At 66.5% G+C, this 16240-nt stretch carries 14 protein-coding genes; 10 read left to right on the forward strand and 4 right to left on the reverse strand.

Going from position 1 to position 16240, the window contains the following annotated elements; translation table 11 throughout:
• Positions 1–14 precede the first annotated feature (14 nt).
• Both FZ033_RS02220 and sseA read left to right on the forward strand, forming a co-directional pair.
• Positions 15–1043, forward strand: coding sequence for a cysteine synthase A (locus tag FZ033_RS02220; protein ID WP_149574526.1), 1029 nt, complete (start codon positions 15–17; stop codon positions 1041–1043).
• A 156-nt stretch (positions 1044–1199) separates the two neighbouring features.
• Entirely contained in the window at positions 1200–2054 is an 855-nt protein-coding gene (gene sseA, locus FZ033_RS02225; protein WP_149574527.1) for a 3-mercaptopyruvate sulfurtransferase, read from the forward strand.
• Between the two features lie 85 nt (positions 2055–2139).
• Here the strand turns inward: sseA and galE are convergent, their stop codons facing one another.
• Both galE and FZ033_RS02235 read right to left on the reverse strand, forming a co-directional pair.
• Positions 2140–3153 carry a UDP-glucose 4-epimerase GalE gene (gene galE, locus FZ033_RS02230; protein WP_149574528.1) on the reverse strand — a complete coding sequence of 338 codons (1014 nt, stop codon included), beginning with the start codon at positions 3151–3153 and terminating at the stop codon, positions 2140–2142.
• 146 nt (positions 3154–3299) lie between these two features.
• The gene (locus tag FZ033_RS02235) at positions 3300–4028 is read right to left on the reverse strand and encodes a class I SAM-dependent methyltransferase (protein WP_149574529.1); all 729 of its coding nucleotides are present in this window, start codon (positions 4026–4028) and stop codon (positions 3300–3302) included.
• 359 nt (positions 4029–4387) lie between these two features.
• Between FZ033_RS02235 and FZ033_RS02240 the strand changes: the two genes are divergently transcribed.
• Positions 4388–5458, forward strand: coding sequence for an acyltransferase family protein (locus FZ033_RS02240; protein WP_188079253.1), 1071 nt, complete (start codon positions 4388–4390; stop codon positions 5456–5458).
• Positions 5459–5571: 113 nt separating this feature from the next.
• Positions 5572–7125 carry an amidohydrolase family protein gene (locus tag FZ033_RS02245; RefSeq protein WP_149574531.1) on the forward strand — a complete coding sequence of 518 codons (1554 nt, stop codon included), beginning with the start codon at positions 5572–5574 and terminating at the stop codon, positions 7123–7125.
• A 10-nt stretch (positions 7126–7135) separates the two neighbouring features.
• Here FZ033_RS02245 and FZ033_RS02250 read toward each other — a convergent pair whose 3' ends face one another.
• On the reverse strand, positions 7136–7780 hold the full coding sequence (locus FZ033_RS02250) for a glutathione S-transferase family protein (RefSeq protein ID WP_188079254.1): 645 nt from the start codon (positions 7778–7780) through the stop codon (positions 7136–7138).
• Between the two features lie 220 nt (positions 7781–8000).
• Between FZ033_RS02250 and ppk2 the strand changes: the two genes are divergently transcribed.
• A complete protein-coding gene (gene ppk2 / locus FZ033_RS02255) occupies positions 8001–9104 on the forward strand; it encodes a polyphosphate kinase 2 (RefSeq protein WP_149574532.1) in 1104 nt (367 codons plus the stop codon).
• Positions 9105–9224: 120 nt separating this feature from the next.
• On the opposite strand, the gene murJ is transcribed toward ppk2, so the two are convergent.
• Positions 9225–10850 (reverse strand): murein biosynthesis integral membrane protein MurJ, encoded by a 1626-nt coding sequence (murJ, locus tag FZ033_RS02260; RefSeq protein WP_232847291.1) that lies wholly within the window; start codon positions 10848–10850, stop codon positions 9225–9227.
• A 290-nt stretch (positions 10851–11140) separates the two neighbouring features.
• Between murJ and FZ033_RS02265 the strand changes: the two genes are divergently transcribed.
• The 5 genes from FZ033_RS02265 (at position 11141) to FZ033_RS02285 (ending at position 16137) form a co-directional block, all read left to right on the forward strand.
• Positions 11141–12964 carry a methanol/ethanol family PQQ-dependent dehydrogenase gene (locus FZ033_RS02265; RefSeq protein WP_149574533.1) on the forward strand — a complete coding sequence of 608 codons (1824 nt, stop codon included), beginning with the start codon at positions 11141–11143 and terminating at the stop codon, positions 12962–12964.
• A 413-nt stretch (positions 12965–13377) separates the two neighbouring features.
• Positions 13378–14253, forward strand: a complete 876-nt coding sequence (locus FZ033_RS02270) for a hypothetical protein (protein WP_149574534.1) — start codon at positions 13378–13380, stop codon at positions 14251–14253.
• A gap of 102 nt (positions 14254–14355) precedes the next feature.
• The gene (locus FZ033_RS02275; RefSeq protein ID WP_149574535.1) at positions 14356–14562 is read left to right on the forward strand and encodes a helix-turn-helix transcriptional regulator; all 207 of its coding nucleotides are present in this window, start codon (positions 14356–14358) and stop codon (positions 14560–14562) included.
• 2 nt (positions 14563–14564) lie between these two features.
• The gene (locus tag FZ033_RS02280) at positions 14565–15026 is read left to right on the forward strand and encodes a helix-turn-helix domain-containing protein (RefSeq protein WP_149574536.1); all 462 of its coding nucleotides are present in this window, start codon (positions 14565–14567) and stop codon (positions 15024–15026) included.
• Between the two features lie 16 nt (positions 15027–15042).
• Positions 15043–16137 carry a tyrosine-type recombinase/integrase gene (locus tag FZ033_RS02285; RefSeq protein WP_149574537.1) on the forward strand — a complete coding sequence of 365 codons (1095 nt, stop codon included), beginning with the start codon at positions 15043–15045 and terminating at the stop codon, positions 16135–16137.
• Positions 16138–16240: the final 103 nt, after the last annotated feature.

Raw genomic sequence — 16240 nt, forward strand, 5'->3', positions numbered from 1 at the left:
GCTTTGATCCGCACATGATCCGTAACGGCCTTGTGGACTCCATCGGCAATACCCCCCTCATCCGTCTGAAGCGCGCCTCCGAAGCGACCGGCTGCGAGATCCTCGGCAAGGCCGAGTTCCTCAATCCCGGCCAGTCGGTGAAGGACCGCGCGGCCCTCGGCATCATCAAGGACGCGGTGGCGCGCGGGGCGCTGAAGCCCGGCGGCGTCATCGTGGAGGGCACCGCCGGCAATACCGGAATCGGCCTCGCGCTGGTGGCCGCCCCGCTCGGCTTTCGCACCGTCATCGTCATTCCCGAGACCCAGTCCCAAGAAAAGAAGGACATGCTGAAGCTCGCCGGCGCCATCCTGGTGGAGGTGCCGGCCGTGGCCTATGCCAATCCCAACAATTACGTGAAGGTCTCCGGCCGCCTCGCCGAGGCGCTGGCCAAGACCGAGCCGAACGGCGCCATCTGGGCCAACCAGTTCGACAACGTGGCCAACCGGCAGGCCCATATCGAGACCACCGGCCCCGAGATCTGGGAGCAGACCGGCGGCAAGCTGGACGGCTTCATCTGCTCGGTGGGCACCGGCGGCACGCTGGCCGGCATCGCCATCGCGCTGAAGGCGCGCAACCCCGGCATCCGCATCGGCCTCGCCGATCCCATGGGCGCGGCGCTCTATTCCTACTACACCACCGGCGAGCTGAAGGCCGAGGGCACCTCCATCACCGAGGGCATCGGCCAGGGCCGCATCACCGCCAACCTCGAAGACGCGCCCATCGACACCGCCTTCCAGATCCCGGACGAGGAAGCCCTGCCCGTGGTGTTCGACCTGCTGCAGCACGAGGGCCTGTGCCTCGGCGGCTCGTCGGGGGTGAACGTGGCAGGCGCCATCCGCCTCGCGAAGGAGATGGGACCGGGCCACACCATCGTGACCATCCTGTGCGACTACGGCACGCGCTACCAGTCCAAGCTGTTCAACCCCGAGTTCCTGCGCTCCAAGAACCTGCCAGTGCCGGAATGGCTGGAGCGGAAGGTCGAGGTGCCGAACGTGCTGGTCTGAGCCGGCAAAAACGCATTCCGACGCGTCTTTCGGCGCGCCGATCTGCGTGCCTTGCGCCGGCCGCTTGACGCGCGCGCCCATCCGCTCAATGAGGGGCCGCGCGCCCCTGCCAGCGCGTCTTCGCCAGTGCCTGAACGGAGCCGAAAGAGACAGCCCATGAGCGAGACCGTCGACACGCCCGCGAGCCCCTTCGTTTCCACCCAATGGCTCGCCGCCAATCTCGGTGCGCCGGACCTCGTGGTGGTGGACGCCTCCTGGCACATGCCCAATTCCGGCCGCAGCGGCGCCAAGGAATATCTGGAGCGGCACATTCCGGGCGCGGTGCATTTCGACATCGACACCATCGCCGACCATTCCACCCCCCTGCCCCACATGCTGCCCGACGCGCATGCCTTCGCCGTGGCCGTGGGAGCGCTGGGCATCGGCGATGGGCTTCGCATCGTGGTCTACGATTCGGTGGGCCTGTTCTCGGCGCCGCGGGTGTGGTGGACCTTCCGGGCCTTCGGCGCGCGCGACGTGAAGATCCTCGACGGCGGCCTGCCCAAATGGCTCGCGGAGGACCGCCCGGTGGAAGACGGGGCGGTGCGCCGGCTGCCCGCCATCTTCAATCCGCGCTTCGACCATTCCCTCGTCGCCGACATCGAGCGCGTGGACCGGGCCCTGAAGAGCGGCAGCGCGCAGGTGCTCGACGCCCGCCAGGACACCCGCTTCCGCGGCGAAGCCCCCGAGCCGCGCGAAGGCCTGCCCTCTGGCCACATGCCCGGCAGCTTCAACCTGCCCCACGGCCGGCTGGTGAAGGACGGGCGGCTGGTGTCGCCGGACGAGATCCGCAAGGTGGTGGAGGCCTCCGGACTCGACCTGTCCCGCCCGGTCATCACCTCGTGCGGCTCCGGCGTGTCGGCGGCCATCCTGTGGGTGGCGCTGGAACTAATCGGCAAGACCCCGCTCGCCCTCTATGACGGCTCGTGGACCGAGTGGGGCGCCAGCGGCAAGGAGATCGCCGTCGGCTGACGGTGGGGGAGACTGCCCCGTCTCCGCAGCTCAAGACGAGTGGGCTTCTGCCGATCAGATCGCGATGCGATCTGATCGGACCATATCAGGCCACGCTGGCGGCGGCCCGTTCCGCGGCCTTGCGCCCTTCCAGGCACTTCTCCCACGCGATGGCGTGGCCGACGATGGTGGGCAGGTGGTCGAGGGTCGGCTCCCAGCCGAGTTCGGCGCGAATGCGATCGGCCCTGGCCACGAGGCAGGCCGGGTCCCCCGGCCTGCGCGGCGAGAGCGTCACCGGGAAGTCGATGCCGGACACCGCCTTCACCACGTCCACCACCTCCTTCACCGAATAGCCGCGCCCGTAGCCGCAATTCACCTTCAGGCTCCCGCCGCCCGCCCGCAGGCGCTCCAGCGCGGCCACATGGGCCCGGGCGAGATCGGTGACGTGGATATAGTCGCGGATGCAGGTGCCATCCCGCGTGGGATAGTCGGTGCCATAGATTTCAAGGCCCGGCCTAGCGCCCGCCGCGACCTGGCTGGCGATCTTGATGAGGTGGGTGGCGACGCGGGACGACTGGCCCGAGCGCCCCTGCGGGTCAGCCCCGGCCACGTTGAAATAGCGCAGCGCCGTGTAGACGAGGCCATGGGCGCGGGCGGCGTCCTCCAGCATCCATTCGCTCGCCAGCTTGGAGCGGCCGTAGGGATTGATGGGGACGGTGGGCTCGTCCTCGCCGATGATGTCCACCACCGGCTCGCCGTAGACCGAGGCGGAGGAGGAAAAGATCATCCGCGTCACCCCCGCCTTGATGGCGGCCTGGATCAGGGTGCGGGTCTTCACGATGTTGCCGAGATAATAGCCGAGTGGGTCCGCCACCGATTCCGCCACCAGGCTCCGGGCCGCGAAATGGATGATCTCGGTGATGCCGCGCTCTTCCAGCAGGCGCTGCATGAAAACCGCGTCGCCGACATCGCCCACCACCAGGTCGACCGCCTCCGGCACGGCCCAGTCGAAGCCGGTGGAGAGGTTGTCCAGCACGGTGACGCTTTCCCCGCGCCCGACCAGCTCGAGGACCGCATGGCTGCCGATATAGCCGGCTCCGCCGGTCACAAGCACAGGCATGAAGGTTGCCGCCCCAACATTCAAACAAGAGACCCGCCGCCGAGTCCGCGTCCGCCGCAGCCGAGCGGCGACGGATGAAACACCATTGCTAAAACCACTCTGGCGACCGCGCCCCTTCCGGTCACCGAAAAAGCAAAAAGGCGAGGTCAGGACGAGGCGGAGCGTGTCCGGGTGAGCACCATGAGCGACCAGCCCCCCACGAGGCGCACGATGGCATCGGGCGCGAGCCCGAAGGCCACCTTGCGCGGGAAGGCGGCGAGCCGCTTCTTCAGGGTCTTGCCGGCCTGGTCGATGGCCCAGGGCGTGTAGAAATGATCGACCACCTCGAGCCCGCATTCGTCCAGTAGCGACAGGGCGGTGGCCTTGGTGAAATAATGCAGGTGGCCGATGTGGTTGCGGGCATCCTCGATGACCCAGCCGCGCGCCACTGCCAGCGCATTCATGTCGAGCGGGATATGCAGCACCTGGTGGGTCGAGATGCGGCCCATGGACCGGGCGAAAGCGAACGGGTCCTCCACATGCTCGATCACGTCGATGGCCATGCTCACATCATAGTGCCGTCCGCCGTCGAACGGGCTGCCCTGGGTGAAGGTGAGGTTCGGCGCCTGCCGCTGCTGGCAGAGGGCGAAGGCGTGGGGCGAGATTTCAAAGCCGTCCACCGACGCGCCCGGAAGATGGCGCGCCACGAGTTCGACGATGCCGCCCGCGCCGCAGCCGATCTCGCACAGGGAGGCGGGACGGATGGAATTGCGATCCATGATATTGGAGATATGCGCGAATTTCCACGCGCTGTCGTCCTGGTGCCAATCGGAATTGGCGGAAATGTAGCGCTCATCCAGGTAGCGGCTGAGATTTCCCGCTTCGTTCAGAGTCATGTGCGGCTCTTTCCCACGGTGGCGCCAGCTTGGTCGTGAGCACTCTACCTGCAATTGCAGACGTAAGGGAAGCCCGAAAAGTGGGCGTTTGCCGACAGTTCCCGCACCTGCGAGAAGGCTCGAAAGTCCATCTCGCACATGCTAAGCTGAACATGTGGGCAGCGCATCATCGTCATCGGTCATGGATTGGAGCCGACGGTGCGACCGTGGGACGGAACCTCATTAAAATACCGTCAACGCGGATCCCTGGTCAAGGCTGCCAGGCGCTGCGACTGGCCACCCGGGCACCTCAGGACCCACGCAGCAAGCGACCCGACCCGCCGGTGCAAGACTCGGCGGACCGCAGAAACGGATGGCGGATGAAACCCACCTATCTCGTCAACGTGCAGATCTTGCGCTTCTTCGCGGCCGCCCTCGTGGTGTTCGCCCATGTGGGCGTGGAAGTCGGCAACGTCGCCGCGCGCACCGGACGGTCGTTTGACGAGATCGGCCTCATCGACTGGGGTCTCGGCGTCGATGTGTTCTTCGTCATCAGCGGCTTCATCATGTACTACATGATGCACGACCGCTTCGGCGCCCCGGGCGCCCCGGTGGACTTCCTGCGCCGGCGACTCATCCGCATCGTGCCGCTCTACTGGATCTGCACCACCCTGATGCTGGCCGCGCTGCTGGCGGCGCCGCAGCTCATCAACAACAACGGCCTGGACCTGAAGCACATCGTCGCGTCCTACACCTTCATCCCCTGGCCGCGCACCGATGGGGAGCTGTTCCCCATCCTGTCCCTGGGCTGGACGCTCAATTACGAGATGCTGTTCTACGCCCTGTTCGCGGTGGCGCTGCTGCTGCCCCGCCGGGCGGGGCTCACGGCGCTGGGCGCTCTGTTCGTCCTGCTCATCCTCGCCGCCCTCCTCGCGCCGGACCGCTTCTTCCTGCTGAAGTTCTGGGGCAATCCCATCATCGGCGAGTTCCTGCTGGGCACCTGCGTGGCCGCGCTTTTCATCGCCGGCCGCCGCCTTTCGGACGCCATGGCCATGGCCCTCGTGGTGGCCGGCATCGTCCTCGCCGTGGCCTTCTTCCAGGCCTCCGCCTACGAGCACGTCTGGCGCCTCGTCACCGGCGGCATTCCGGCGGCGCTCATCGTGGCTGCGGCCGTGCTCGGCCCGGCCCTGCGCGAGAATGGGCTGGCGCGGGCACTGGCGCTCGGGGGCGATGCCTCCTACGCGCTCTATCTGACGCACCCGTTCACCATCAAGCTGTTCGGTGTGGCGGGGGCCAAGGTGGGCCTGCCGCTGGTCGCCATCTATGCCATCGGCTTCGTATTGACGGTGCTGGTCTCGGTGGGCGTCCACCTGTGGGTGGAAAAGCCCATCGGCCAGTGGCTGGTGCGCAAGACCGCAAGCCCCAAGCGCGCCGTCCGCGCCGCCTCCTGAGGCGGCGCTCGGCTGTCGGGGACAACCACCAGGCCGGATTTCCAGAAGGTCCGAGCTTGAGCTAGGCTCCCGCCGCAGCCTTCGCCGAGAGGGTTTGGCCGAGGGGGGCTTGCTTGGGTCGCCGCCGCATCTGGATCGTCGTGCTCTTCGCCCTGGCTGCGGTGCTGCTCGCACGGCTGTTCGTAGTCACCCGCGATCTGCCCGGGACCGTCACGGCGGCGCATTTCGAGACCCTGCGCGCCGACCATCCGCGCATGCGCGCCTTCCTCCACCGCATGCCCAAGGGCGGCGACCTGCACACCCACCTGTCGGGCGCGGTCTATGCCGAACGCTTCCTCGCCTGGGCGGTACGCGACGGCCTGTGCTTCCGCCGCGCCGACATGACCCTCCTGCCCCGGCCCGACGGCGCCGCCCCCGACCAGCCGTGCGGAACGGACCCGTCCGTGGTGCCGCTGGCCGACGCCGTGTCCGGCCCGAAGGGGCAGACCACCTACGATCTCATCGTCAATGCGCTCTCCACCCGCTGGTTCCTGCCGACCCTGGCGGTGCCGTCGGGCCATGACCAGTTCTTCGCCACCTTCGGCAAGTTCAACGCCGCTACCGGCGGCTCGGACTGGGACCAGACCGCCCGCCGCATGGCCGAGATGGTGGTGGACGAGCTGAAGCAGTACGACGCCTCGAAGGTCCAGTATGAGGAGTTCATGGTCACCTTCTTCGAAGGCGCCGACCGCGAGCGGATGACGCAGGCCATTGGCGAGGTGGGCGAGCCGGCCGCCATGCTGGCGGCGCTCCAGCGCAGCGGCCTTGACGCGGCGGTGGCGGCCAAGGCGCAACAGGTCGCCGCCATCGTGGCGCACATCGAGGCCCTTCGCGACTGCGCGGGCGATGCGACCCGCCCCGGCTGCGGCGTCACCTTCCGTTTCATCGCGCAGGTGAACCGCAACAGCGCGCCGGCCGCTGTCTTCGCCCAAACGGCGCTGGCGGCGGCCCTGGTGCGGGCGACGCCCGGCATGGTGGTGGGCCTGAACTATGTGGGGCCGGAAGACTACCGGGTGTCCCTGCGCGATTATCGCACCCACATGAAATGGATCGGCTTTCTCGCCGGCGCGGACGTGCCGGTGGCGCTCCATGCGGGCGAGTTGTGGCTCGGGCTGGTGCCGCCGGCCGACCTCGACTTCCATATTCGCGAGGCGGTGGAGATCGCCGGCGCCCGCCGCATCGGCCACGGCACGGCGGTGGGTTTCGAGCGCGACATGGACGGCCTGCTGGCTGAAATGCGCCGGCGCGGCGTCACCATCGAGATCGCTCTCACCTCCAGCGACGTGATCCTCGGCGTGCGCGGCAGGGAACACCCCATCGTCACCTACCTGAATGCCGGCGTGCCGGTGACGCTGGCCACCGACGACGCGGGCGTGTCGCGCATTGATCTCACCAACGAGTATTTCCGCGCCGCGCGCGACCATGGGCTGGGCTACGCCCGGCTGAAGACCATTGCCCACACCGCCCTCACCCATTCCTTCCTCACCGAAGTGGAGAAGGACCGCGAGCGCACCCGCCTCGACCGGGCGTTCGCCGATTTCGAAGAGAGCGTGAGGGAGGAGCAGCCGCCGCTGGCGCAGATCGCGGCGGTGCTGCGCGCGGCCGTGCCCCTGTCCCTGCCGCGCTGAGACCCACGGATCAGGTGCGGTAGCCTTCCTCCGCCAGCACCTGCCTCACCACCGGCCGCGCCTTCACCCGCTGGTAGTGGGCCAGGACGCGCGGCGGCAGCGGGATGCCCGTCTTCTCCGCCCAGAACTCGTTGTAGAACAACGCCGCGTCGGCAATGGAGAAGGTCGGGCCGACGGCATAGCCCTCGGCCGGCAGACGTTTCTCCAGCACGGCGAAAGCCTGCTCGACGATCTCCCGGCCGTGGGAGGTCACGTCGTCTTTCAGCTGCTGTCCGGGCTTCGCGCCGCCCGACGAGATGTAGCGTTCGGACGTGAAGATGCGGGTGAAGCCTTCACCGTGGAGCTGGATCAGCGCGAATTCCAGCAGATCGACCGCCTGCGCCGCCAAGGCGGGATCATCGGGCAGGAGCTTTGCGCGCGGGTAGGTTTGCGCCAGCCACAGAGCGATGGACTTGAAGTCGGTCAGGGCGCTGCCGTCATCGAGCACGAGGCTGGGGATGGTGCCCCTGGGATTGATCTTGAGATACTCCGGCCGCAGGTGATCGCCCGCCGGGATGTTGATGATCCAGGCCTCGAACGGCAGTTCCAGCGTTTCGAGCAGGATGTGGATGCCGGTCGAACACGAACCCGGCGTCATGTAGAATTTCAGTGCCATGGCGCGCGCCAAGCAAGAACGCCGCCATGCCGGTTTCCCGACACTGGCCGCCCCGAACGACGCTGCCGCCGGCCCGCATGGCGGCGGCGGCGGGCCTTTGGCCGTTGATTTTGGTCAAGGCTCATCAGCCGGCTAAGCTGGAGACTAAAAGCCAGAAAGCTGCGTCTCGCGCAAAGGCCTGTCCTGCCGTTGCCGCGCCGCCTTGGGGGAGACAAAAGACATGGCGAGCAAGGAAAAATCCACCCTCCAAGCCATCGACGACGAGAGCGCGCCCGCCCGGATGCCTGCCGCCGTCGAAGCCAGCCTCGCCGAGGAACGGCGCGAGGCGGCGCAGGAAGCAGAATTGTCGGCCGTGGCGGCCATCGCCGGCGAGACCCCCGCGGGCGGCGCCCTGGACGCCGGGATCGAGGCCATCATAGCGGGCGCCGCACCTGACGACGCCCTTCGCCTGCGCAAATCCCTGGGCTTACCGAAGGCCGACGGTCACGCCCGGGTGACCAGCGACGAACTGGCCGACGACTGGCGCCTGGGCGGCTACCCGTTCAAGTACAAGATGCTGCGGCGCGACTACGAGCGTGACAAGTTCATCCTCCAGACCGAGCTTCTCAAGCTCCAGTCCTGGGTGAAGGACGCCCAGCAGCGCGTCATCATCCTGTTCGAGGGGCGCGATGCAGCCGGCAAGGGCGGCGCCATCAAGCGCTTCATGGAGCACCTCAACCCCCGCGGCGCGCGGGTGGTCGCCCTGGAAAAGCCGAGCGATGTCGAGCGCGGCCAGTGGTATTTCCAGCGCTATGTGGAGCACCTGCCCACGCGGGGCGAGATCGTGCTGTTCGACCGCAGCTGGTACAATCGCGCCGGCGTCGAGCGCGTCATGGGCTTCTGCTCCGACGATGAATACCGCGAATTCCTGCGCCAGGCGCCGGAGTTCGAGCGCAACCTGGTGCGCAGCGGCATCCACCTGATCAAGTTCTGGTTTTCCGTGAGCCGCGACGAGCAGAGGCGCCGCTTCAAGGAGCGCAAGGTCCACCCGCTCAAGCAGTGGAAACTGTCCCCGGTGGACCTCGCCTCCCTCGACAAGTGGGAGGACTACACCCGCGCCAAGGAAGCCATGTTCTTCCACACCGACACGGCGGATTCGCCCTGGACGGTCATCAAGTCCGACGACAAGAAGCGCGCACGCCTGAACGCCATGCGCTACGTGCTGCATTCCCTGCCCTACAAGGACAAGGCCCCGGCGCGGATCGGCATCGTCGACAATTTGCTGGTGGGCCGCGCCAACACCATCCACGAGCGCGGCGAGTTCAACTTCACCACTGCTCGGTAGCCCGGCCGGTCGCTGGCCTCATGCCATCGGCCTCAGCTTTCGGCCGATGCCAAGAGGGCACGCTCAAGCGCCGCGCGGGCCTGACCAATGGCTCATGAATCAAGCTCATGGCCGTTGGTTTCAGCTCCTGCGCCCGCGCAGCGCCCTGCCCACCTTCTGCGCCACCTCGCGCAGCTCGGTGATGCCGAGCGCCCACGCGGCGACCGCATAGACGCCGATGCCGGCAAGGCACAGCACCGCCCCACGGACCAGGATGGCAACCACGCCATTGCCCGGCAGGATCGCCACAAGGCCCATGCGCAGCATGAGGCCCACGCCAATGGCGACCACCGCCGCGAGGCTGAGCCGCCAGACCCCGGAGAGCATGCCGGGCGCAGTTGAGAGCGACGCCCCCCGCGCCGCCGCCTCCTTCTCGAAGCGCCGGCGCTGCAGCCAGCCCAGCAGGAAGACATAGGCGAGGATCGCGGTGGAGCTGGCCACCGCCAGACCTTCCGCGCCGAAGCGCTCGCGCAGCACCACATAGAGCGGGATCATGGCGAAGGTGACCGCCGTGCCCACCAGGGTCGGCAGCCATGTGGAGCCAAGCGCATAGAAGCCCCGGCTGATCACGCTCTGCGCCGCCCAGCCGCCGATGCCGATGGTGAGCAGCGCCAGGATCCGCGAGGTCTCCAGGGCGTCCGCCGCCGTGAAGCGCGACCCGAACATCCCCCAGATCAGATAGACCGCCTCATAGCCCGCGATGGTGAGGCACACGCCGGCAGCCAGGATCGCCACCAGCATCAGCCGGATGGCTCGGGACAGCACGCCATAGGCCTCCACCACATTCCCCGCAGCAACGAGGCGGCTGATGGTGGGATAGGAGGCGACGCCCAGCGCCATGCCGAAGATGCCGATGGGCACCTTCATGAGCGTGCGGCCATATTGCAGTTGCGCCAGCGCGCCGGCGGCGAGGAAGGAGGCCTGGTTCTTGATGATCCACTCGTCCACCACCACGATGGAGAAGCCGATCATGATGGGCAGCGACAGCAGCAGGTAGCGATGCAGGTCCGCGCTGCGCAGCGACAGCGCCGCATGCCAGCGCATATGCGTCCTGAGGCAGCCGAACAGGGGCAAGGCGAAGGGGCCGAGGATGGAGCCGGCGAGAACGCCCCAGGCGAAGCCTTCGGCGCCCAGCTCCGGATAGTAGGCGCCGACGAGGCCGCCGAGGATGATGGAGGCCGAATAGATGAGCGGCGCCAGCGCCGGCAGGGCATGGCGGTCCTGCGCCATCAGCGCCGCCGAGAGCAGGCCGCCGAGGATGTGGAAGAACTGCGCCGGCAGGATGATGCGCATGAGGCGCACCAGTTCGTCGATCTCCGCCGCCTCGGTGAAGCCCGGCGCCACGAGGGTGGCGAGGGGCCGGGCGAAGACCATCATCAGCGCGATGCCCAGCGAGCCCACGACGACAATGAAATTGGCGATGACGCTGAAGGCTTCCCAGCCCCGCTTCGTATCGCCCGCTTCAAGATATTTGACGAAGATGGGGATGAAGACGATGGACAGCGCTCCGGCGGCCAGCAGGTAATTGAGGAAATCCGGCAGGGTGAAGGAGGCGAAATAGAGATCGGCCTGTCGGCTTGCCCCTAGGGTGCGGCCGATGATCTGCTCGCGCACCAGCCCGAGGATGCGGCTGAGGAAGATCGAGACGCCCCAGATCGCCGATGCGATACCGATGGTTCGCGCCTGGCTCGAACGCCTGTTCGCCACCTTGCTCGCTTCCTGGCCCGGTTCCTGGCTCGACCCGTTGGGCGACATCCCGCTCCCGTTCAAGTCCTGCTCCTTCTGCGCCGCTACGGACGCCCCCTGCCCTTCTCCGCATCCTTGGGCGGCTTCGCAAGCCCCACTGCTCGCGGATGATGCGGCCGAGCGCCGCCCACGGGAAGCCACGGCACCGGCCCCGACCTCTGTCGCGGTTCGCGCCGGCCGGCCGCATGCTATCCCATACGGAGAGGGGACGAGCCGCCCCATCCGGCTCTCGCGGGCAGCAGGAGACGCATATGCGGGCAATGGTGACAGCAACATCTCTTGCCGCATCGACCGCCGCCGCCCTCCTCGGGCTGGTCCCGGCCCATGCCAACGACGACGTGCTGAGGCGCATCGCCGATCCGGCGGTCCAGGTGCTCCAGACGGTCGATTACGCCAACACGCGCTATTCCCGCCTCGACCAGATCAATGCCGGCAACGTGGGCAAGCTGGCGGTGGCCTGGACCTTCTCCACCGGCGTGCTGCGCGGCCACGAAGGCAGCCCGCTGGTGGTGGACGGGGTGATGTATGTCCACACCCCGTTCCCCAACCTCGTGTACGCCCTCGATCTCGATCACGACGGCCGCATCCTTTGGAAGTACGAGCCCAAACAGGACCGCGCCGTCACCGCCATCATGTGCTGCGATCTCGTCAATCGCGGCCTCGCCTATGCCGAGGGCATGGTGTTCCTGCACCAGGCCGACACCACCATCGTCGCCCTCGACGCCAGGACCGGCGCGGTGCGGTGGACGGTGGCGAACGGCGATCCGAAAAAGGGGGAATCCAGCACCGCCACCGTCATGCCGGTGAAGGACAAGCTGATCGTCGGCATCGCCGGCGCCGAGTTCGGCGCGCGGGGGCACATCAGCGCCTACAATCTCAAGGACGGCACCCTCGCCTGGCGGGCCTACAGCACCGGCCCCGACGCCGAGATGCTGCTGGACCCTAAGAAGACCACCGAGCTGGGCAAGCCGGTGGGCGCGGATTCTTCGCCGAAGAGCTGGCAGGGCGACCAGTGGAAGACCGGCGGCGGCGCCCCCTGGGGCTGGTTCGCCTACGACCCCGGGCTGAACCTCGTCTATTACGGCAGCGCCAATCCCTCCACCTGGAACCCGTCGCAGCGCCCCGGCGACAACAAATGGTCCGACACCGTCTTCGCCCGCGATGCCGACACCGGCGTAGCCCGGTGGGTCTACCAGATGACGCCCCACGACCAGTGGGACTTCGACGGCGTCAACGAGATGATCCTCACCGACCAGGTGGTGGATGGTCAAAAGCGGGCGCTGCTCACTCATTTCGACCGGAACGGCTTCGCCTATACCCTCGACCGCGCGACCGGCGCGCTCCTGTTGGCGGAAAAGTTCGACCCGACCGTGAACTGGGCCACTGGCATCGACATGGACCCGGCGAGCCCGGCCTACGGCCGCCCCATCCTCGACCTCACCCATGGCACCGAGGCGAAGGGCGAGGACGAGACCTATACGGGCATCTGCCCCGCCGCCCTCGGCACCAAGAACCAGCAGCCGGCGGCCTATTCCCCGGCGACCGGCCTGTTCTACGTGCCCACCAATCACCTGTGCATGGACTACGAGCCGTTCCACGTGGACTACACGCCCGGCCAGCCCTATGTGGGCGCGACGCTCACCATGTATCCAGCCCCCGGCGGCGACGGGCGGACCGGCAATTTCATTGCGTGGGACAATGGGAAGGGCCGCATCGCCTGGTCCGTTCCCGAGCGATTCTCGGTCTGGTCCGGCGCCCTCGCCACCGCCGGCGGCGTGGTGTTCTACGGAACGCTGGAGGGCTACCTGAAGGCCGTGGACGCGGCGACCGGCAAGGAGCTCTACCGCTTCAAGACGCCGTCCGGCATCGTCGGCAACGTCATGACCTACATCCATCGCGGCCGGCAATATGTGGCGGTGCTGTCCGGGATCGGCGGCTGGGCCGGCATCGGCCTCGCCGCGGGCCTCGCCGACCCTGATGCGGGATCCGGCGCCAAGGACGCCTACGCCGCCCTGGACAGCTACACGGCCCTGGGCGGCCAACTGACTGTCTTCGCGCTTCCAGATGGGTTTTAGAACGCGCCGCGCGCCGAGAGTTTGGGTGGGCGGATCCGATAAGACCGCCGTCTCCACGCGCCGGCGAACCGGGAACGCCGTTCGGGCGACGCCATGCACCTCGTGGTGCACACACCAAAAGCGGGACTTGGCTTTCCCACTTTTCTTTCCCACCGCAGCCGACGGGAAAGAAACCGCAGAAATCCAAGCAGTTTCAGCGTTTTAGGAAAAGAGTGGTGCCAGGGACGGCACCTCATTGAACCTTTATCTATATGATATTAAATTATTTTCACTTTTCAAATTCGGAGCGATACCCCCAAACATACCCCCAATTCCGCGCGATGCAGATTGGACGGGCTTATCCACAGGGGAGTGCGCGCGGCGCTGTTCCGGGCATTATGCACGAGCGTCGCTGATCGCTCCAGGTGTGAAAGATGGTCCGCATTCCAGATTCTGCTCAGATTAAATTTATCCTCAATCTGGAGTTTCCAGAGGTGCGCGATCCCCGGAATCGTCGGGAAGACGGCACGGTCCAGCTATCTAATGAGCGCGCCGAGCAGTACCAAGCTTTGATGGTTGAGCTTGAAGGCCTGCCGGATGACGAGCTTCAGCGGCGCCACAACGAAGCGCACCAAGAATATATGGAAGCGCTCCGCGTCGCAGAGGAAGCAAGATGGCCATTTAACCATCCTTCGACAAAGGCTGACCACACCTATTGGGCTCAGATGCCATTATGGAGCATCCGGGAAGCTGTAGCCCTCTCTCTGGACCGAGACCCCGTGGCTCTCGACAAGTACAATATGGAGTCATATACAGTTAATTCATCTTTCGCAGCGAAATTCATGCGCCAATATAACTTGATAGCGCGCACAACGACGGCGGCGGAGATATCCTTTCCGATACATCCTGTCGATTTTGTCGAGTGGGGTCAAAGTCGTGGCATTGAACTGTCTGACGCCATGGTCACAGCGGTCTTGACCCGCTACCCCCTTGAGGATTGGAAAGATGCCTTTGCTGAAGAGGTTGAGCTTCATGATGCTACACGTGCTGAACTGGACCGATTGAAAGTGGAGATTGAACGTACCGGACCAGATGGCGGACTCGCGCAGCGCGAGCGATCAAGTTGCCTCAAGCTCATTATCGGCATGGCTGTAAAGAAATATCGTTACGACCCCAAGGCCGCCCGCAACAGTGCGGTGACGAACATTGCAAACGACCTCAACGAACTTGGGATAGGCATCGACGTCGATACCGTCCGCAAATGGCTCAAGGAAGCCGCCGAGGAACTGCCCCCCTCGCAAACCGACTAGCCCCGCCTGAAGCCGAATTCGGTTTCATGTTCGCCGAGTTCGGCCACCGCCCGCGCCGGCCCTTCTAGGTCTTGGTCCCATCTCAACGGATCGAGGCCCACCATGCTGCACAACCGCTCTCTCCCCGACACCGGCTTCCTGCGCCTGTCCGCCATCCTCGGCCCCGCCGGCCCCATTCCCGTGTCCAAGTCCACGTGGTGGGAAGGCGTGCGGAGCGGGCGCTACCCCAAGCCCCTGAAGCTCGGCCCCCGCGTCACCGTCTGGCGCGTGGAGGACATCCGCGCCCTGATCGAGACGGGCGCGCGCTGACGATGGCGAACAGCCGGATCAACCCGCGGCGCATCCACATGCATCTCCCTTATACGGTGGAGCAGGTGGCCGATGCCCTGAAGGTCCATAAGAACACGGTGCGCCAGTGGATCAAGCAGGGGCTGCCGGTGGCCGACGAGCTCCGCCCGGTCATCCTCGCCGGCGCTGACGTCCGCACCTTCCTGTGCGAGCGTCGGGCCTCACGCAAGCGCCCGACGGGACCGGGACGCTTCTATTGCTTCCGCTGCCGCGAGGCTGTCCGCCCCGACGGCGACATGGCCGATCTGGTGCCGCGCAACGCCCAGTTGGGCGCCCTCCAAGGACTTTGCCCCCGCTGCGGCGCGCTCATGCACCGAGCGGTGGCCATGGCCCGATGGCGGACGGCTGCGGGCGATCTGGACGTGAAGGTTTTGCACGGGTCATCCGCGCCTAAGCGAGATGACAACCCCCATGCTCAATCGTGACTCGAGAGATACCGAAATGCCCAGCCCGAATTCCAGGCGCCCGAACGAGCGGATCAAGCGCAAATACCTCGATTTCCAGCGCCTCGCCCTCGGCCGCAGCGATGCCTCTATCTCTGCAACGGCCGAAGCACTACACCGCTTCGAGCACTATACATCCCACCGCGACTTCAAGCGGTTTCACATCGAGCAGGCCAAGGGCTTCCGTGACCACCTCGCCAAGGCGGAGAACGCTCGCACCGGCGAGAAGCTCAGCGCCGCCACCGTCACCTCGACTCTGACGGCCTTGAAGCGGTTCTTCGCGTGGCTCGCCATGGAGCCGGGCTATCGCAGGGTGCTGACGCCTGCCGACGCGGATTATTTCACCCCCACCACGCGCGACGCCCGCATCGCCAGCGCGCGGCGCGAACGTCCCGTGCCCAGCCTTGAGCAGGTGCGGGCCGTGCTGGAGCGGATGCCGACCGGGACCGACATAGAGAAGCGCGACCGGACGCTGATTGCCTTCCTGATTCTCACCGGCGCCCGCGACGGCGCGCTCATCACCTTCAAGATGAAGCATCTCGATGTGGCCGCCGGCCGGCTGGAGCAGGACGCCCGCGAGGTGGCGACCAAGCGGGCGAAGACCTTCACCACCTTCTTTTTCCCGGTGGGCGACGACATCAAGGCCATCGTCGCCGAATGGGTGCGCTTCCTGCGGACCGAGAAGCTCTGGGGCGAGAATGATCCGCTGTTTCCTGCCACCGAGACCGCGGCCGACCCCGCCCGCGGCTTCCACGCGGTGGGGGTCGCGCGTCAGCATTGGTCCAGCGCCGGCCCCGTCCGCAAGATCGTCCGCGCGGCCTTCGAGGCGGCTGGCCTGCCCTATGCCAACCCGCACAGTTTCCGCAACACCCTCGTGCAACTCGCCTACAAGCTCCAGCTGCCGCCGGAAGCCTTCAAGGCGTGGTCGCAGAATCTCGGCCACGAGGACGCCCTCACCACCTTCACCAGCTACGGCACGCTGCCGGTGCATCGGCAGGGTGAGGTGATGCGGGGAATTGGGGAGGGACGGGAGATTGGGAGCGAGGAGATCGCCGCAGCGATCGCTGCTCTGGCGAAGATGAGCCGATTCTAGAGTCGCCTCTCGGAGCGCGAAAGTAGATCGGTTCGACCTTACGCCGCAGCTTGAGATTGCAGGCAAATGCGATACTCCTGAAGCGGCAGGTCATGGTCGGGAG

The organism is Xanthobacter oligotrophicus, assembly GCF_008364685.1.
GTDB classification, from domain to species: Bacteria; Pseudomonadota; Alphaproteobacteria; order Rhizobiales; family Xanthobacteraceae; genus Xanthobacter; species Xanthobacter oligotrophicus.